Below are 17,582 nucleotides of genomic sequence, written 5' to 3' on the forward strand. Positions count from 1 at the left end.
CATATGCTGAACCGTTCCTGGAGGGAGAGATATGCGGTTTTCCATCCTGACGGCAACAACGCTGCTCCTGCTGGCGGGCGCCGCCCGCGCCCAGGGCCTGTGGGATGTCTACGCGCAAAGTTTCGCGCACGCCAAATATATCGACCTCACCCACACCATCGCGCCGGGCATTCCGGTGTGGCGCGGCTTCGCGCCCTCGGCCTTCGCGCCCACCGTCGATCCCTTGACCGGCAAGCCCTATACCTACAAGGCCGACGGCTTCGAGGCGTCGCATTACGACCTGCAGACCGACCAGCTCGGCACCCAGCTCGATCCGCCGGCGCATTGGGCGCCGGAATATCCGGCGATCGATGAATTGCCCGCGACCTATTCGCTACGCCCGCTGGTGGTGATCTCCATCGTGCCGCAGGTGCGGAAGAATTTCGGCTACCAGATGCAGGTCGGCGACATCCTCGCCTGGGAGAAGCTGCACGGCCGCATCCCGGCGGGCTCGGTGGTGTTCATCCGCTCGGACTGGTCCAAGCGCTGGCCCGATCCCAAGCTCGCCGCCGAGACGCGGTTTCCCGGCGTGACCTTGGCGGCGCTCCAGTTCCTGCACCTGCAGCGGCACATCCTGTTCCACGGCCACGAGGCGCTCGACACCGACACCACGCCGACGCTGGAAGGCGAATCCTGGCTGATGCATCACGGCTACGCCCAGGCCGAGGGCGTCGCCAATCTCGACAAGGTGGCGGAGACGGGTTGCCTGGTCGCCTTCGGCTTTCCGAAGCTGAAGGGCGGCACCGGCGGCTATGCCCGCTACATCGCGATCTGTCCGTCTTCGTGGGAATACGGCGATACGCCGGGACGCGGCGACGCGCCGCTGCCGAAATCGGCGCATCCGCTGCATTGGGACCCGAAAGCCGGCGCGCGGGTGCGATAACTTCCGCGCGTCAAGCCCAACCTGTCATCCCCGGCCGAGCATCGCGAAGCGATGCGAGGGGAAGGGGACCCAGGCGGTGCAACGGGCTCGCTGGTCGGCACTTGATGCAGTAACGTCTCGCCATGCGAGAGCATCTCTATTTCGTCTACATCCTCGCGAGCCGGCGGAACGGCACGCTCTATGTCGGCGTGACGAACGATGTCATGCGCCGGACGTGGGAACATCGCAACGATCTGGTCGATGGTTTCACCAAGAAATACGGCGTGCACATTCTGGTCTGGTTCGAGGTCTTCGAGGACATCCATGCCGCGATTGCCCGCGAGAAGCGTCTGAAGAAATGGAATCGCGCGTGGAAGATCAAGCTGATCGAGCAGAACAATTCCGGCTGGAACGATCTGCATGCGCGCCTCCTTGGAGAGATCGCGCTGCCGGATATGCCTGGGTCCCCTTCCCCTCGCGATGCTGACGCATCGCTCGGCCGGGGATGACAGCGGTGCTTGAAGCGGGCGGCCGGCTCACGCCTTGCCGCTCGCCTTCAGATACGCCACCCATTTCGCGCGCTGCTCGCGGCCCAGCTCGTGCAGGTAGTCCCAGGAGAACAGCCCGGTGTCGTGGCCGTCGTCGAACACGATGCGCACCGCGTAATTGCCGACCGGCTCCAGCGCCCGGATCGTCACTCCCGCCTTGCCGGTCACGATCTGCTTCTGCCCCTGGCCATGGCCTTGCACCTCGGCGCTGGGCGATTCCACCCGCAGATATTCCGCCGGCAGCACGAAGCGCTCGCCGGTGTCGTATTCGACCGTAAGCTGGTTCTTCGCCGGATTGAGCTTCAGCTCGACCGGCCAGGGCTTGGTCGCCGCCGCCGTCATCGCGCGTCGCGCTCGGCGTCGGAGAGCTCGCGCGCCTCGGACGCCAGCATGATCGGCACGCCGGCGCGGATCGGAAAAGCGAGGCCGGCCTGCCTGCTCACCAGTTCCTGCTTCTCGCGGTCATAGGCGAGCGGCCCCTTGGTCACCGGGCAGACCAGGATCTCGAGCAGCTTGGGATCGGTCGGCATCGCCTCAATTGACCGTGTTCGAGCCCGGCGAGGTCCCCGCCATTTCGAGCAGCGCCAGAAGCGTGCTGACGCGGTCGGTCCATTCCGGCGCTTCGAGCAGGGCCTGCTTCTCGTTCGGCTCGAACGGGCAGAGCATGGCGAGCGCGTTGACCAGCGTCTCGGCCGGCGCGTTCATCACGCTTTTCCAGTCGGCCTTGAGCTCGCGGCGCGAGAGATACTCGTTGAGCGCGGCCAGCAGCCGCTCGCGCGGAAAATCCTGGTCGTCGCGCTCGGCGAGGTCGCCGGCGAAGGGCGCGAAGTCCGGCCTGACGGCGCGGAACGAGGCAGGCGTGTCCAGCTCCTCCGCGACGCGGAAGCGGCAGATGCCGGTGAGCGTGATGAGATAGCGTCCGTCCTCGGTCTCGCGATAGGCGGTGATGCGCCCGGCGCAGCCGATCTGGGTCAGCGGCGGCTTCAGCGCCTTGTCCTCGTGCTCGGTCGGCTGGATCAGGCCGATCAGCCGGCTGCCCGAGATCGCCGATTCCACCAGCGCCAGATAGCGCGGCTCGAACACGTTGAGCGGCAGATGCCCGCGCGGCAAAAGCAGCACGCCGGTCAGCGGAAAGATGCCCAGCGTGCGCGGCAGGTCGTCCGTCGAGTGATAGCGCCCAGCCATGTCGGCCTCACGAAAAAAGAATGGAGGAAAGCCGGCGCCGCGCGTCGAGGGTGCGCGGATCGGTCGGCCCCATCGCCTCGAACAGCGTGACCAGATGCTTGCGCGCCGCGTCGTCGTTCCATTTGCGGTCGCGCCGCACGATGTCGAGAAGCTGGTCGATCGCGCCCTCGCGGTCGCCGGCGCCGTCGAGCGCCAGTGCATAATCGAAGCGCGCCTGATGATCCTTCGGATCGGCCGCGATCTTCGCCTTGGCGGCGTCGAGCCCGCTGGCCGCGGCCGCCGCCTGCTCGCGCAGCTTCAGCTCGGCCTCGACCGCGCGCACCGCCTCGTCGGCCGCGCCGTCGGGGCGCACGAGCTGCAGGGTCTGCTTCGCCCGCTCAAGGTCGCCGCTCTTGAGATAGCAGAGCGCCAACCCCGCCACCGCCTTGGGGTGGCCCGGCTCGTCCTGCAGCACATGGGCATAGGCCTGCGCCGCCTGGGTGACATCGCCCGCCGCGAAGGCTTCCTCCGCAATGGCGAGGATTTCCTCGGCATGGTCGTGGCCGCCATGGCCTTCGCCGGCGAGGCCGGCGATGAACTGGCGCACCTGGCTTTCGGGAATGGCGCCCATGAAGCCGTCGACCGGCTGGCCGTCCTTGAACGCGAACACGGCGGGGATCGACTGGATGCGGAGCTGGCGCGCGATCTCCTGGTTCTCGTCGATGTTGACCTTGACGAGCTTCACCGCGCCCTTGGCCTCGGCGACCACCTTTTCCAGTATCGGGCCGAGCGTCTTGCACGGCCCGCACCACGGCGCCCAGAAATCGACGATCACCGGCACTTCGCGGCTCGCCTCGATCACATCGGCGGCGAAGGTCTCCAGGCCGCTATCCTTGACATAGGGGTTCGCGGGGCCGGGCGCGGGCGCGCTGGCCGGTTTCGCCGAGGTCACGGGCCTGCCGCTCGGTCCGATCAATGCCATGGTGCTGACTTTCGAGATTTCATCCTCCCAAGATGGGCGCTCGGGCGGGGAAAGAAAAGGCCTCCGCGCCGCCTTGAAGCTGTCGCGTCCCGGTTCCACCATCGCCCCAACGGGGGAGTGTCCGATGCCGATTCGCCTTATGTCTCTTTGCCTTGCCGCCTTCCTGGCGCTGGGCGCCGCGTCGGCCGCCGGCCTGCCGCTGGCCAAGAAAACCCTCGCCTTCCAGAGCAAGGCGTTCGACATCTCGGTGCAATATCCCCAGACCGGCAACAAGGCGGTCGACGCCGTGCTCGCCGACTATGCCCGCAAGAACGTCGCGGACTTCAAGACCTACGATCCCGACCTCGCCGGCGGCGAGCACGCCTACACGCTCGACATCTCTTATGACGTTGAACGCAATGACGGCCAGATGTTCGGCATCCTGTTTACGGAATTCGCCGACACCGGCGGCGTACATCCCAACACGGGCTTCTCCGCCTTCAATTTTGTCCTGCCCACCGGCGAGCAGGTCTTCCTGCCCGAGATCGTGGACGGCCAGCGCGGCCTGAAGCGCGTCAGCGACCTCGCCATCGCCGAGCTCGTCCGGACCATCGGCGGTCCGGATTCGCTCACCACGAAAGAGGACATCGCGAGCGGCGCCGGCCCCGACGCGCTCAGTCTGAAATATTTCCTGTGGCTGCCGAAGGAGCTGCACATCCACTTCCCGCCCTATCAGGTCGCGGCCTATGCCGCCGGCCCGCAGGAGGTGTCGATCCCGCTGACGCAGCTCAAGGGCTATATCCGCCCCGACTGGCGCGCGCCGCAGCCCTCGTTCGACTGCAAGAAGGCGGCGACGCCGGTCGAGCACGCGCTGTGCGCCGATCTGGCTCTGTCGCGGCTGGACCGCGAGGTCGCGGATCTCTATCGCAGCAAGCATCGCTCGTCGGACGTCAACGCCAACGACCTGCTGCGGCAGGACCAGCGCGACTGGCTCGCCGCGCGCGGCAAGCTCTGCGCCGGCGGCGCTCTCGTGCCCTGTTTGACGAAGCTCTATCGCGACCGTCTCGCCGCGCTGAACAAGGCGCCCGGCTGATGCGTCTTTCCCGACGCGATATCCTCGGCGGCGCCGCCGCGCTCGCCGCCGCCCCGCTCGTCGTCCGCGCCGCGACGCCGGCCGATCTCGATGTCGCCATCGTCGGCGGCGGCGTCTCCGGCGTCTATGCCGCCTGGCGACTGCGCCAGGAGCAGCCGCATCTGCGCGTCCGCCTGTTCGAGGCGTCCGAGCGCATCGGCGGACGGCTGCATTCGGTCGCCTTCCCGCAGGCGCCGCATCTGATCGCCGAGGCCGGCGGCATGCGCTTCCTCAAGACGCACGCCCATGTCTTCGGACTCGTCGGCGCGCTCGGCCTGCCGGCGCGCGGCTATCCGATCGACGAGCCGGCGAACCGCATGATGCTGCGCGGCAGGAATTATCCGCTGTCCGATGTCTCCGCCGGCCGCGCGCGGTTCCCCTATCGCGTGCCCGATATCGACCAGACGCCGCGGGCGACCTATTTCCCGCGCGCCTTCGACGCGATCCTGCCGAACGCCTCGCATATGAAGCCGGCCGACTGGGCGAAGATCCGCACGAGCTGGCGCTACCGGAACCGGCTGCTGCGCGACTGGAACGGCCGCGACCTGCTGCTCCACGGCATGACGGCCGAAGAACTGGCGCTGACCCAAGATACCTCCGGCTATGACGACTGGATCGGCGGCGAAAGCGGTCTCGACGAGCTGGATTATTTCTTCGCGCCGGACGATCCGGCGGCCTCTTACTCCACCATCGCCGGCGGCTATCAGCGCCTGCCGACGACGCTGGCGGCGGAGGCGGCGAAGCTGGGCGCCGGCATCGCCACGCGGACGCGCCTCGTCAGCCTGGTGCCGGACGGCGCGCGCCACCGCCTCACGGTCCGCGACGGCGCCGGACGGCAGACGTCGCTCACCGCCGCCCGCGTCATCCTCGCTCTGCCGCGCCGCGCGCTGGAGCGCATCGAGGATTTCCCGGACAGCCACGCCGACCGCCACTTCGCCGGCCTGATCGCCTCGGTGACGCCGATCCCCGCCTGCAAGAGTCTGTTGCTCTACAAACGCCCCTGGTGGCGCGAGCACGGCATTGTCGAGGGCCGCTCGATCACCGATATGCCGGCGCGGCAGTTCTACTGCCTGGGCTCGGAGATGACGCGCCTGCCGGGCGAGGACACCAACGGCTATGGCGTGCTGATGGCGTACAGCGACATGCGCAATGTCGCGACATGGGAGCATCTGGTGGCGCAGCCCGATCCATCGGGCTTCACCAAGCTCGCCGGCGACTCGGCGCTGGCGCGCGAAGTGCATCGCGAGGCGTCGCTGGTGCTCGGCAGGACGGATGCGGTGCCGCTCGCCGCGTGCTTCCAGGATTGGAGCGTCGATCCCTATGGCGGCGGCTGGCATTATTACGCGCTCGGCCATGACGGACTCGCGGATTCCGCCGCGATGCTGAAGCCGATGCCGGGCCGCGAGCTTTATGTGTGCGGTGAGGCTTATTCGCTGGCGCAAGGCTGGGTCGAAGGCGCGCTGGAGCGCGCCGAGACGATGCTGCAAAGGCATTTCGGATTGAAAAAGCCGGGGTGGTTGCAGGCTTAGAATTTAAGCCCCGCCGTCATCCCCGGCTGAGCGATGCGAAGCATCGCGAAGGGAAGGGGACCCAGGTCTGCGAAACCAGCGATATATCGGCACCTGGGTCCCCTTCCCCTCGCATCGCTTCGCGATGCTCGGCCGGGGATGACAGGGTGTTCAATCAAACCCCGCCAACCGCTCCTCCAACCCCGCCTTCACCCGCGGCCAGTCGCTCGCAAGGATCGAGAAGTACACCGAATCGCGCCAATAGCCCTGCGGCATCCACATATGGCCGCGGAAGATGCCTTCCTCCCTTGCGCCCAGCTTCTTCAGCGCCGCGCGCGAGCGGGCGTTCTTCGAATCCGTCTTGAACTCCACCCGGTGCCACTGCTTCGCGAAGGCATTCTCCAGCAGCAGGTATTTCGCTTCCGGATTGACCGCGCTCGCCTGCACCTGCGGCGCATACCAGGTCCAGCCGATCTCGACCCGCGCATGCTCCGGCGCGATCGCCAGATAGGACGTCGAGCCGACGATCGCGTCGTCGGCCAGTCGCCGCACGGCATAGCTCACCATCGCGCCGCTCGCATTCTCCGCCGCGAACCACGGCAGCCGCGAGGCGAAGCCGTCGCGCGTGTCGAACGGCATGTAGTCGAAGAGGCCCGGCGCCCGCGCCGCCGCGATCAGGTCCGCGTGATGGCGCTGCGATAGCGGCTCGAGCGCAACGAAGCGCCCCGTCAGCGTGGCGCCGCCAAGTGTTTCCGCCTTCTCCAACCGATTCTCCGAAGCTGCGAGTGAGCCGCATGCTCGCCACGGCGGGACGCGATGACCAGCGCGCCGCGCGAATGCCGGCCCCGCGTCTACGACCAATTGTGACAGATTGCGTGACCCGCGCACCACACGCCGGGCCAATCCTCAGGCATTCCGCGGCGAACTTATTGACAATAATTTCGCAGAGCCGTCACGATGGCGACAACTACAATAAACTTGGGACGGAACAACCGGGGGGCTCGCAACAGGTTTGCGGCCGTCGGGGACGATGGTCGTGTGAGGGGATATCCATGTTGTCGTCACGTTTGAAGTCCGTCTACCGCGCCTCCGGTGCCGCGTTCGTGCTGGCCTGTTCGAGCGCCTTGCCCGCCGCCGCGCAGGAGGTCGAGACCGTCGTCGTGACCGCCGAGCGGCACGCGGAGAACCTGCAGGACGTTCCCGAATCGGTGACGACCATTCCGGCGGACGAGTTGCAGTCGATCTTCAGCTCCGGCCAGGACATCCGCGCCATCGCCGCCCGCGTGCCGAGCCTGTATTCCGAATCGTCGAACGGCCGCGTCGCGCCGCGCTTCTATATCCGAGGGCTAGGCAACGCCGATTTCGATCTCGCCGCCTCGCAGCCGGTCTCGATCATCGAGGACGGCGTCGTGGAGGAGAACGTCGTTCTCAAGAGCGCGCCGCTCTACGACATCGGCAATGTCGAAGTCGATCGCGGCCCGCAGGGCACGCTGTTCGGCCGCAACACCACCGCCGGCATCGTCAAGTTCACCAGCGTGGCGCCCGGCGACACGCTCGAAGGCTATGCCAAGGGCTCCTATGGCGAGCTCGGCACCGCCAATCTCGAAGGGGCGATCACCGTGCCGCTCGACGACACGCTGTCGGTGCGCGCCTCCGGCCTGTTCCAGCATCGCGATCCCTATATCAGCAACGCCTTCCTCGGCATCAACGACGCGCTGGGCGGTTACGACGAGCGCGCCGGCCGCGTCCAGGTGCTGTGGAAGCCGACCGACGATTTCAGCGTCCTGCTCAACGTCCATGGCCGCTCGCTCGACGGCACGGCGGCGGTGTTCCGCGCCAATATCCTGGGCCCGGGCAACGATCACCTGAACGCCAACTACGTCTGGGACAAGGTGTACTTCGACCAGGGCTTCGTGGATCCGAAGAACGAGAATCCGCAGAAATATGACGGCCTCGGCACCAACGCGACGATGGAATACGATTTCGACGGCATGAAGCTGACCTCGATCACCGGCTATGAATCGACGCATGGCTACAGCCGGGGCGACATCGACGGCGGCTATGGCGCGTCATACCTGCCGTCCATGGGTCCGGGCTTCATCATCTTCCAGTCCGAATCGCAGGACGGTCTGGACTATCTCCACCAGTTCACCCAGGAACTGCATCTGGCGAGCGACGACGCGAACTCGCCGCTGTTCTGGCAGGTCGGCGCCTACTACTTCTCGACCAAGTACCAGGACACCACCATCACCGCCTTCGCGCCGAACGTGTCGACCGCGGTGCGCCAGTCCAACGTCGCCTGGGCGACCTTCGGACAGGCGAGCTACAAGGTTACCGACGCCTTCACCGTCACCGCCGGCGTGCGCTGGACCTCGGACGTGAAGGCGATGACGGCGAACGGCCCGCTCGACACCATCACCACGCCGGTCAAGGTCGGCGGCAGCAATGTAAGCTGGGACGTGAGCGCGCTCTACACGGTGGCGGAGGACGTGAACCTCTACGCCCGCATCGCCACCGGCTTCCGCGGTCCCTCGATCCAGGGCCGCAACATCGCGTTCAACACGCCGCCGGGCAATTACTCCACCGCGCGGTCCGAGACGATCACCTCCTATGAGGGCGGCATCAAGACGCTGCTCGACGACCGCAAGATCCGCCTCAACCTCGACGGCTACACCTATTACCTCGCCCATCCGCAGTTCTCCGCGGTCGGCGGCGCCGCGGTCGGCAATTCGATCGTCCTGCTCAACGCCAGGGCGGGCCTCGCCTACGGCATCGAGGCGGACGCCGAATACGATCCCGACGAGAATTGGGCGTTCACCGCCGGCGCGTCGTGGAACCACACCCAGATCAACGATCCGCTGCTCAAGACCGGCGTCTGCGCGCAGTGCACCGTCACCAACCCGACCGACGGCTCGGGCAACGCCTTCGTCAACGGCAATCCGTTCCCCAACGCGCCGGAATATGTCGCGAACCTGACGGCGAAGTACATCTGGCCGCTCGACAGCGGGGCGCAGCTCTACGCCTTCACCGACTGGTACATCCAGGGCTACACCAACTTCTTCCTCTACAAGTCGCTCGAATTCCACAGCAACGGCAATTACGAGGGCGGCCTGCGCGTCGGCTATGTCGCGCCGGACAAGGATTGGGAGCTCGCGGTCTATGCCCGCAACATCACCGACCAGGCGAACGTCCAGGGCGGCATCGATTTCGACGATAACACCGGCTTCGTGAGCGATCCGCGCGTGGTCGGCGTGGAGATCACCGGGCATTTGAACTGACGAACTGCTGTCCTCTCCCGCTTGCGGGAGAGGTTATCCTTCGCTTCGCACCGGTATTTCCACGATCGTCGGTTCGTGCCCGGTGGCGCGGACAAATCGCAACAGGTCCGCCGCCGTCACCGCCGTCGTGCGGTCGTTGCGCAACGGATGGAAGTTCAGCGGCGCCAGCGCCAGCATCCCGGCGTCCAGCACCAGCCGCACCTTGCCCTCCGGATCGTTCATCACCGCGAAGGGCGTCACCGAGCCCGGCGTGATGCCGAGCGTCGCGAGCAGAAGCTCCGGCGATCCGAACGAGAAGCGCGGGCTTGCCAGCACCTTCGACAGCGCGGTCAGGTCGACGCGCAGGTCGTCGCGCACCGTGACCAGCCACAGCCCGTCCTTCTTGTCCTTCAGGAACAGGTTCTTGCTGTGCCCGCCGGGCTGGCTGTCATAGAGCGCCGCCGCTTCCTCGACGGTGAACACCGGCGCATGCGCATAGGTCGTCCAGCCGATGCCGAGCGCCGTGAAGCGCGCATAGAGCGCCGCTTCGCGGTCGTCGGGGGATGATGGAGCGGTCATGCGGTACTTCCTACCCTCCCTCAAGGGGAGGGTAGATTTTCAGGGCACCAGCCGCCGGATCCATTCCGGCAGCGCGAAGGCCGCGCCGTGGATGGCGTCGTTGTAATAGTCCGTCTTGATGCGTGACTTCTTATACGCCGCCGCCGCCTTGCGGATGCCGGCCGGCGTGCCGAGCCGCTTGGCGCCCTTGCACGCCCAGCTCAGCGCCATGAAGCCGCCGATATAGGTCGGCACCACGCTCAGATAGAGTCCCGATTGGGGAAAGAATTCCGCGAGCTCCTCCAGCGCCTCGGTGATCTCCCAGGGCTGGTAGAACGGCACGCCGGTCTGGAACGTCGCCAACCCGCCCGGCTTCAGCGCGTCGCGCACGCGATCGTAGAAGGTTTCGCCGAACAGCGCCTTGCCGGGGCCGATGGGGTCGGGCCGGTCGGCGATGACGAGGTCGAAGCGGCCCTTGCTCGCCGGGCGTCCGAGATATTCGAACGCGTCGGCGATCTCGATCTTCAGCCGCCGATCCTTGAACGCCTTGGCGTTGATCTCGGAGAAATGTTCCCGGCAGAGCTCCACCACCCGCCCGTCGATGTCGACCAGCACGACTTCCCTGACGCCTTTGTGCTTCAGCGCCTCGTCGGCGATGGAGAGGTCGCCGCCGCCCACGATCATGACGCGCTCGATCCGGCCGTGCTCGAAGATCGGCAGATGGGTAAGCATTTCTGCGTAGGCGCTCTCGTCGCGCGTGGTGATCTGCACGACGTCGTCGAGCGTCATGACGCGCCCGTTGGCGACGCTGTCGAAGATCCGTATGCGCTGGAACTGGCTCTTTTCCTCGACGATCGGCGGGCCCGCGAGTTCGATCGACTGCGCGTAGCCCTTGTGGAGACGCTCCTTGAAACTGCTCGCCATGATTTTGCTCCGCGGGAAGTGACGGCGTGGAAGGAAGGTGATCGCCTTCTAAGACGCGCCGGAAACGGAGTCGAGAGCGCGTCGCGAAGCGTCGCGACGGACACGCGCCGGCAAAAATTTTACACTGGGGTGACAAAAGTTCTTGCATGCGGGGCCAGCGTACATATATTCCCCCTCAGTCCTCGCAAGGGGACTGAAGCGGCGCGACGGCGTTACCGTCCGCCGCTTTCTTCTTGAGACGCGTCCGGAAGTCCGTAAGGCCAAGGCGCAGGTGTCAACTCTTAACTGGGTAGGTGCCCGAAATGGCTAGACTCGAACTTGTTGCGGCGACCAAAGAAGCTAGGGCTCCCCGAGTCCGCACTTCCGCGAAGACCGTTCCTGTCGTCGTTCCGCCGCTGGCGATCAACGACGATCAACAAAAAGACCACTTCATTACCCGCAACGGTCTGACCTATGCGGGAAGCCACCTGATCATCGACCTGTGGGAAGCGGAAGGCCTTGCCGACCGCGACCGTATCGAACAGGCGTTGATCGACGCGGTGAAGGCTGCCGGGGCGACGCTCCTGCACATTCACCTGCACACGTTCTGCGAAGGCGGCGGCATTTCCGGCGTGGCGGTGTTGGCGGAAAGCCACATCTCCGTCCACACCTGGCCGGAAAAAGGCTATGCCGCGTTCGACGTGTTCATGTGCGGCGACGCGGAGCCCCGCAAGGCGCTCGGCGTGTTCAAGGCGGCTTTCAACCCGGGGCGCATCGTGATCGGCGAGCACAAGCGCGGCGTTCTCTGAAAATTCCCGGCGCGACGTATTAACCAAAGGGCGGAAACATCTGTTTCCGCCCTTTGTCATTGCACCGATACTGTCCCGTTTCAGGGCTATCATCCGTGAGGCCTAATAGGCCGCGTGGGAGTGGGGTGTGGCGGAGCGGTACGACGCGGCGATCATCGGCGCCGGCGCGGATGGGCTGGCGGCGGCCGCGCTGCTCGGCCGCGCCGGCCTGCGCGCCGTCGTGCTCGAACGTCAGCCGGGTCCTGGCGGCGTGCTCGTCACAAAGCAATTCCATCCCGGCTTCTTCGCCTCGCCCTTCGCCGACGACATCGCGCCGATCGACGATTCGCTGTTCTGGTCGCTCGATCTCGCGCGCCACGGCGCCTGGGCGATGCCGCCCGCGCCCGAGACGGCGGCCTGGCCGGACAAGAAACTGATCGCCGATCCGTTCGCCGAACTGCACGCCACCATCGACGCGCGGCGCGGCGCGGCGCTGGCGCGAGCGCGATTGCCGTCACCGCCGCCGTCGCGTTGGAATCCGTTCGCGACACACCGCGAAGCGCCCTGGCCGGCCGAAGACTGGAACCATCGCGCCCTCGCCGACCTCGTCGCCGCGTTCGCGCCGAACCAGGAGCAGGCGGCGCTCGCCGCCGCCGGCGCGCTGGAGGGCCGTGCCGCCGATCCGCTCGCCGCCGGCACGGCGCTGCACCTGCTCGCGCGGCCGGCCGGCGGGGTGTGGCGCGGCGGCCTTGGCGGGCTCGGCATCGCGCTGGCGGCGGCGGCGCGCGAGGCGGTCGCCGAGATCGCCTGCGGGCTGGAGGTCAGCGACATACGCAGTCACAAGGGCCGCGTCGCCGGCGTCGGCCATGCCGATGGCAGCGAGGTCGCCGCCCGCGCCGTGATCTCGACCCTCGACCTCAAGCGCACTTTCCTTTCGATGTTTCCGTGGAGCGAGTTGCCCAAGGAGGCGATCGGACGGATCGCGCATTTCCGCACCGCCGGTTCCACCGCGCGCCTGCTCGTGGCGCTCGGCGAGCGGCCGGACGCGGCGCCGCGCGGAGCGCTGCACGTCATGCCCGACATAAGCCGGCTGGTCGAAGCGCACGCCGCCTGGCGCGGCGGCGTCCTGGCCGAGCACCTGCCGATCACGCTGCGCTTCTGCTCGGCGTCCGATCCGGCGCTGGCGCCCATCGGCGCCGCGACGATGACCGCGACCGTCGGTTGCGTTCCCTTCACGCCGTTCGACGGCGCCTGGACGCATGAGAAGCGCGACCTGCTCGCCCAGCGCATCTTCGCGGCGATCGAGGAGGTTCTTCCCGGCATCCGCAAGAACGTCCTGGGATTCGAGCTTCTGGTTCCGCCCGATCTGGAAGAGGCGCTGAGCGCCACGGCGGGCGATCTTGCGGGCGGCGAGATCGCGCCCGACCAGATGTTCGCCTTCCGCCCGGGCTTCGCGCGCGGCGGCCCGCGCACGCCGGTCGACGGGCTTTACCTCGCCGGTCCGTCTTCCGCCGCCGGGCCGCTGGCGACCGGCACCGCCGGCGCCATCGCCGCCGAGGCGCTGATCGCCGATCTGCGCGCGGGCAGGCTGTCATGAGCGAGCAGCAATTCGACGCATTGGTGGTCGGCGGCGGGGTCGAGGGGCTGATCGCCGTCTCGTTCCTCGCCAGAGCGGGCCTGCGCGCGCAATTGCTGGAGCGGTCCGCCATCCTGTTCGGCCATGCCGGCGCCGCGACGCTCGCCGCGCTCGATCCGGTCGTCGTCAAGGAGCTCAAGCTCGCCCGGCACGGTTTGAAATTCGCCGCCCGCGATCTCAGCCTCACGGCGCTGCGCCATGGCGGCGCCAACGCGGTGGTGAGCCGCGACCGTCACGCCACCGCCAAGAGCCTCGCCGCGCTGTCGCAGGCCGACGCGCTCGCCTATGCCGGCTTTCGCCGCGACCTCTTCGCGCTCGCCCGCGCGCTGCGCCCGTCCTGGTGGGAGGGCAGGCCGGTGGCCGAGACGCTCGCCGGCCTCAAGCCGCGTCCGCGCGCCTTGTTCGAGCGTCTGAGCGTCTCCAGCGCCAGCGCCTACATCGCGGCGACGTTCGAATCCGACGCGCTGCGCGCCGCGCTCGCCTTCGCCGCCGCCGATTGCGGCGCCGCTCCGCCGGAAGCCGGTTCGGCGCTGGCGCTGCTGTGGGCGGCGGGGCAGGAGATGAGCGGCCTGCAGGGCGCGGTCGCCATTCCGCAGGGCGGCGTGGTCGGCCTGCTGCGCGCCCTGTCCGAAGCGGCGCAGGCGTCGGGCGCGGCGATCCGCACCGGCGCGACGGTCGCGCGGCTCACGCTCGCCGGCGGCGCGGTGACGGGCGCCGAACTCGCCACCGGAGAAACGGTGGCGGCGCCGCTGGTGCTCTCGGCGCTGTCGCGCCGCCGCAGCCTGCTCGAACTTTTGCCGTTAGGCGAGATCGGGCTCGGCGCGGCGCGGGCGCTGAGCCGGCCGGCGGAAGCCTTCGGCGCGGCAACGCTCGTCTTCACCCTGGCGCCCGCCTTCGATGCCGGCTTCGCGTCCGGCACGCGCACGGTGATCGCCGAGCGGCCCGAGACCTACGAGACCGCGCTCGCCGCCATCCGCCTCGGCACCGCGCCGCCCGAGCCCGCTCTCGAACTCGTGATGTTTGCGCAAGACGCCGCGCGCACGCTCACCGTCCGCGCCTGGCCCGTCGCGCCGTCTTACGACCGTAACGCTTTGGTGCGAACGGTGACGGCGATGATCGAGCGCCACGCGACGGGCTTTGCCCAGGCGATAACGAACACCGACGTGCTGGAGCCGCCGCAGGGCGAGCCCTTCGCCGTCGCGCGCCTGCTGGCCGGCGCAGCGGCGCGGATCGAGACGCCCGTGCGCGGCCTTCTCCTTTGCGGCATCGATGCCGAGCCGGTCCACGCGCTGTCCGGCCGCGCCGCGCGCCAGGCGGCGCGGATCGCCGTCGCGCGGCACAAAAGGGTGGGCGCGCCATGAGCCCCGTCCGCGCCACGCCCTTCCACAGCCGCGCCGCCGACGCCAACGCCGGCAATCTGTGGACGGCGCGGGGTGGCTTCACGCTCGCCGCCGCCTATTCGCGCACCGACGCAGAAGCCGCCGCCGCGCGCGTCGGCGTCGTCATGGCCGACATCTCCTGGCGCTGGCGTGTCGCGTTCGAGGGCGCGCGGGCGCGTGAGCTGGTGCAGCGCCTCTTCACGCGCGACCCCTCGGGCTTGCAGCCCGGCCAGGCGCTGAAGGCGCTGTGGCTCAGTGACGGCGGCGGCGTGCGCGGCGCGGGCGTCGTGGCGCGGCAGGGCCGCCAGTCCTACCTTCTCGTTTCGGCGGGGCAGGATGCCGACTGGATCGCCGACGCCGCCGCGCGCTTCGGCGTTGCGGTTCGCGACGTGACGGAAGAGGAGGGCGGCCTCGCCATCGCCGGTCCCTATGCCGCCAAGCTGGTCGCGGCGCTGGGCCTCGATCCCGCATTGGAGTTGTCCGCTTTCCGCAAGGAGGCGTGGAAGAACATCGACGTCACGCTGTCGCGCTTCGGCGAGTTGGGCGGCTACGAACTCTGGTGCTCGGCCGAGGACGCGCCGCTGGTCTGGGACCGCATCGCCCGCGCCGGCGCGCCCTTCGCGATCCTGCCCGCCGGGCTGGACGCGATGGACGTGCTCGACATCGAAGCCGGCGTGCCGCGGCCCGGCCGCGACTATGACGGCGCGACCGACCCGGACGCGACCGGGCCGCTGGCCGGCGAGCTTCGCCTCGCCAGGCTGATCGATGCCGACCATGCCGGCTTCAACGGCGCCCGCGCCGCGCGCGCGGCCAAGCCGCGCCTCGGCCTCGCCGGCCTCGTCATCGACAGCTCCGTGCCCGCGCCGTTCACGCCGGTGACCGCCGGCGGCAAGACGATCGGCCGCACGCTGTCCTCGCGCTATTCGCCGCTGCTGCGCCGCGCCATCGCGCTCGCGCAGATCGAGGAAGCCCGCGCGGTGCCCGGCACCGCCGTCGAGGTCATGCTCCCCGCCTCGCGCCTCCTGCCGCCGACCCTGGCGGCGGCGCGCATCGTGGACTTGCCTTTTCTGCCGCCACCCGATCCCATCGCGCCATGAAGCATGCCGGCTCCAAGGCGCTCGACCGGCTCGAGCCCTTGCTCGAACAGCTCCGCCGTCACGGCGCGCTGAAGGAGAAATCGCGCGGCTGCTTCTATCTGGGCGGCAGGAGCTTCCTGCATTTCCACGAGCACGGCGAAGGCGAACTTTACGCCGATATCGGCCTGGGCGACGATTTCGAGCGGCTGCCGGCCATGACGAAAACCCAGCACAAGGCCATCCTGCGCCTCGCCGCCGAGGCCGCCGACGGAAAGTCCGCCAAGGCCCGTTGAAACCGCCGCATGCGTTCGCGACAGTCCGTTCCGGCATGACGATCGATCCGGACGCCGACCTCGTCGCCCGCGTCGGCCGGGGCGACCGCGCCGCGGCCGCGGCTCTGATGGCGCACCATCTTCCCCGGATGCTGGCGCTGTCGCGGCGCATGCTGTCCGATCCGATCGAGGCCGAGGACGCGGTGCAGGACGCCTTCATCCAGCTTTGGACCCACGCGTCGCGCTGGGAGCCCGGCCGCGCCAAGATCGGCACCTGGCTTTACCGGGTGACCTTGAACAAGTGTTACGACCGGCTGCGCCGCCGCCCGACCGCGCGGCTGGACGAAGCCGCTGAAATCGTCGATCCCGCGCCAGGCCCCGAGGCGGGCCTGCAGAACGCGGCGATCTCCGTCCAGATCGAGGCGGCGCTGGCCGCTCTGCCGGAGCGCCAGCGCGCCGCCATCCAGCTTTGCCATTTCCAGGGCTGCGGCAATATTGAAGCGGCGGAAATCCTCGGGATCGGCGTTGAAGCCCTGGAATCGCTCCTGGCGCGCGGGCGCCGCGCGCTTCGCGTGACGCTCGAACACCTGAAGGACGACGGCTGGGCATGACGAAGATGGAAGACAATGAGGACGACGCCCGGCTGGGCCGGCTGCTGGCGATGGCGCCGGCGCTGGCGGTACCCGAAGCGCTGGAGCGGCGCATCCTCGCCGACTTCGACCGCATCGCGGCGCGCCGGGGCTTCGCGAAGGCGTTGCGCCGCGCCGCCGACCTGATATGGCCCGGCGCGCCGGTGTGGCAGCCGGCCATGGCCTTCGCGCTGTCGCTGATGATCGGGCTCGGCGTCGCCGCCTTCGCGCCGCTCGAACCGTCGCCGGACGAAAGCGCGTTCGCCGTCGATATCGACATCACTGCGCAAGGCGGCTGAGATGGACGAGACCCGGCCCCGCCGCAAATGGCTGCTGATCGTATCGCTGTGCCTGAATGTGGCGCTGATCGCCGGCATCGCGGTGGTGGCGTGGCGCATCGCGCATTTCGACATCGCGGCCGGCGGCGGCGGCCCGATGTCGCCGCGCGCCGTCATGGCGGAGTTTCCCGACCGCGAAGGCGCCATCCAGAGGATCGTCGCCGCGCATCGGGCCCGGATCGCCGACCTGCGCCGCGCAGCCGCGCAGGCCCGCCGCGAGGTCTTCGGCGCCTTCGCGGCGCCGGACTACACGCTGCGGAAGATGGCCGCGTCGCTCGACGCCATGGCGGCGGCGGACGCCGCCGTCGAGCGCGAAGCGGTCGCCCTGGCGGGCGAGAGCCTGGCGACACTGTCGCCGGCGCAGCGCCAGGCCATGGCCGATCGCCTCAAGGCCCGCGACCACTCGTGGTTCTTCCGGATGCTGCAGCGGTAGCGGATACCGTTGAGCCTAAACCAAAACTGTCATGGCCCGCGAATGCGGGCCACCCAGTTGAGTTCTGCACGTACTATCCAGTTTCACTGACAACACAGT

Annotated in this window: 20 protein-coding genes; 13 read left to right on the forward strand and 7 right to left on the reverse strand. The window is 68.4% G+C overall.

Annotated features, from left to right (window positions below; all coding sequences use genetic code 11):
- Window positions 1–31 precede the first annotated feature (31 nt).
- Complete coding sequence (locus WDM86_02520) at window positions 32–922, forward strand: cyclase family protein (protein MEI9988889.1); 891 nt, start codon at window positions 32–34, stop codon at window positions 920–922.
- A gap of 122 nt (window positions 923–1,044) precedes the next feature.
- Entirely contained in the window at window positions 1,045–1,410 is a 366-nt protein-coding gene (locus WDM86_02525; GenBank protein ID MEI9988890.1) for a GIY-YIG nuclease family protein, read from the forward strand.
- A gap of 27 nt (window positions 1,411–1,437) precedes the next feature.
- On the opposite strand, the gene WDM86_02530 is transcribed toward WDM86_02525, so the two are convergent.
- From WDM86_02530 to trxA, 4 genes are read right to left on the reverse strand one after another with little or no spacing between them, the layout of a single operon-like run.
- Entirely contained in the window at window positions 1,438–1,791 is a 354-nt protein-coding gene (locus tag WDM86_02530; GenBank protein MEI9988891.1) for a DUF971 domain-containing protein, read from the reverse strand.
- On the reverse strand, window positions 1,788–1,979 hold the full coding sequence (locus tag WDM86_02535; protein ID MEI9988892.1) for a Trm112 family protein: 192 nt from the start codon (window positions 1,977–1,979) through the stop codon (window positions 1,788–1,790). Before WDM86_02535 ends, WDM86_02530 begins: the two co-directional genes overlap by 4 nt.
- Before the next feature lie 4 nt (window positions 1,980–1,983).
- Window positions 1,984–2,634, reverse strand: a complete 651-nt coding sequence (locus WDM86_02540; GenBank protein ID MEI9988893.1) for an LON peptidase substrate-binding domain-containing protein — start codon at window positions 2,632–2,634, stop codon at window positions 1,984–1,986.
- 7 nt (window positions 2,635–2,641) lie between these two features.
- Window positions 2,642–3,595, reverse strand: a complete 954-nt coding sequence (gene trxA, locus WDM86_02545) for a thioredoxin (GenBank protein ID MEI9988894.1) — start codon at window positions 3,593–3,595, stop codon at window positions 2,642–2,644.
- A 124-nt stretch (window positions 3,596–3,719) separates the two neighbouring features.
- Between trxA and WDM86_02550 the strand changes: the two genes are divergently transcribed.
- The gene (locus WDM86_02550) at window positions 3,720–4,667 is read left to right on the forward strand and encodes a DUF3298 domain-containing protein (protein MEI9988895.1); all 948 of its coding nucleotides are present in this window, start codon (window positions 3,720–3,722) and stop codon (window positions 4,665–4,667) included.
- Window positions 4,667–6,235, forward strand: a complete 1,569-nt coding sequence (locus WDM86_02555; protein MEI9988896.1) for an NAD(P)/FAD-dependent oxidoreductase — start codon at window positions 4,667–4,669, stop codon at window positions 6,233–6,235. The genes WDM86_02550 and WDM86_02555 overlap by 1 nt, the downstream gene beginning before the upstream one ends.
- Before the next feature lie 150 nt (window positions 6,236–6,385).
- Here WDM86_02555 and WDM86_02560 read toward each other — a convergent pair whose 3' ends face one another.
- On the reverse strand, window positions 6,386–6,979 hold the full coding sequence (locus WDM86_02560) for a GNAT family protein (protein ID MEI9988897.1): 594 nt from the start codon (window positions 6,977–6,979) through the stop codon (window positions 6,386–6,388).
- Window positions 6,980–7,266: 287 nt separating this feature from the next.
- On the opposite strand from WDM86_02560, the gene WDM86_02565 reads away from it, so the two are divergent.
- Complete coding sequence (locus WDM86_02565; GenBank protein MEI9988898.1) at window positions 7,267–9,492, forward strand: TonB-dependent receptor; 2,226 nt, start codon at window positions 7,267–7,269, stop codon at window positions 9,490–9,492.
- 33 nt (window positions 9,493–9,525) lie between these two features.
- Here WDM86_02565 and WDM86_02570 read toward each other — a convergent pair whose 3' ends face one another.
- A complete protein-coding gene (locus WDM86_02570; protein MEI9988899.1) occupies window positions 9,526–10,050 on the reverse strand; it encodes a prolyl-tRNA synthetase associated domain-containing protein in 525 nt (174 codons plus the stop codon).
- Between the two features lie 39 nt (window positions 10,051–10,089).
- Window positions 10,090–10,953, reverse strand: a complete 864-nt coding sequence (gene speE / locus WDM86_02575; protein ID MEI9988900.1) for a polyamine aminopropyltransferase — start codon at window positions 10,951–10,953, stop codon at window positions 10,090–10,092.
- 302 nt (window positions 10,954–11,255) lie between these two features.
- Here speE and speD point away from each other — a divergent pair, with 302 nt between their 5' ends.
- The 8 genes from speD to WDM86_02615 all read left to right on the forward strand — a co-directional run bounded on the left by speD (window position 11,256) and on the right by WDM86_02615 (window position 17,483).
- Complete coding sequence (gene speD / locus WDM86_02580) at window positions 11,256–11,741, forward strand: adenosylmethionine decarboxylase (GenBank protein MEI9988901.1); 486 nt, start codon at window positions 11,256–11,258, stop codon at window positions 11,739–11,741.
- Between the two features lie 127 nt (window positions 11,742–11,868).
- Window positions 11,869–13,317, forward strand: coding sequence for an FAD-dependent oxidoreductase (locus WDM86_02585; GenBank protein ID MEI9988902.1), 1,449 nt, complete (start codon window positions 11,869–11,871; stop codon window positions 13,315–13,317).
- Window positions 13,314–14,717 carry a hypothetical protein gene (locus WDM86_02590; protein MEI9988903.1) on the forward strand — a complete coding sequence of 468 codons (1,404 nt, stop codon included), beginning with the start codon at window positions 13,314–13,316 and terminating at the stop codon, window positions 14,715–14,717. Before WDM86_02585 ends, WDM86_02590 begins: the two co-directional genes overlap by 4 nt.
- Window positions 14,714–15,832 (forward strand): glycine cleavage T C-terminal barrel domain-containing protein, encoded by a 1,119-nt coding sequence (locus WDM86_02595; GenBank protein ID MEI9988904.1) that lies wholly within the window; start codon window positions 14,714–14,716, stop codon window positions 15,830–15,832. Before WDM86_02590 ends, WDM86_02595 begins: the two co-directional genes overlap by 4 nt.
- On the forward strand, window positions 15,829–16,104 hold the full coding sequence (locus WDM86_02600) for a hypothetical protein (protein MEI9988905.1): 276 nt from the start codon (window positions 15,829–15,831) through the stop codon (window positions 16,102–16,104). Before WDM86_02595 ends, WDM86_02600 begins: the two co-directional genes overlap by 4 nt.
- A gap of 35 nt (window positions 16,105–16,139) precedes the next feature.
- The gene (locus WDM86_02605) at window positions 16,140–16,694 is read left to right on the forward strand and encodes an RNA polymerase sigma factor (protein MEI9988906.1); all 555 of its coding nucleotides are present in this window, start codon (window positions 16,140–16,142) and stop codon (window positions 16,692–16,694) included.
- Complete coding sequence (locus tag WDM86_02610) at window positions 16,691–17,011, forward strand: hypothetical protein (GenBank protein MEI9988907.1); 321 nt, start codon at window positions 16,691–16,693, stop codon at window positions 17,009–17,011. Before WDM86_02605 ends, WDM86_02610 begins: the two co-directional genes overlap by 4 nt.
- Before the next feature lies 1 nt (window position 17,012).
- Window positions 17,013–17,483: a periplasmic heavy metal sensor gene (locus WDM86_02615; GenBank protein ID MEI9988908.1), complete on the forward strand. Its 471-nt coding sequence runs from the start codon at window positions 17,013–17,015 to the stop codon at window positions 17,481–17,483.
- Window positions 17,484–17,582: the final 99 nt, after the last annotated feature.

The organism is Rhizomicrobium sp. (assembly GCA_037200045.1).
GTDB lineage: Bacteria > Pseudomonadota > Alphaproteobacteria > Micropepsales > Micropepsaceae > Rhizomicrobium.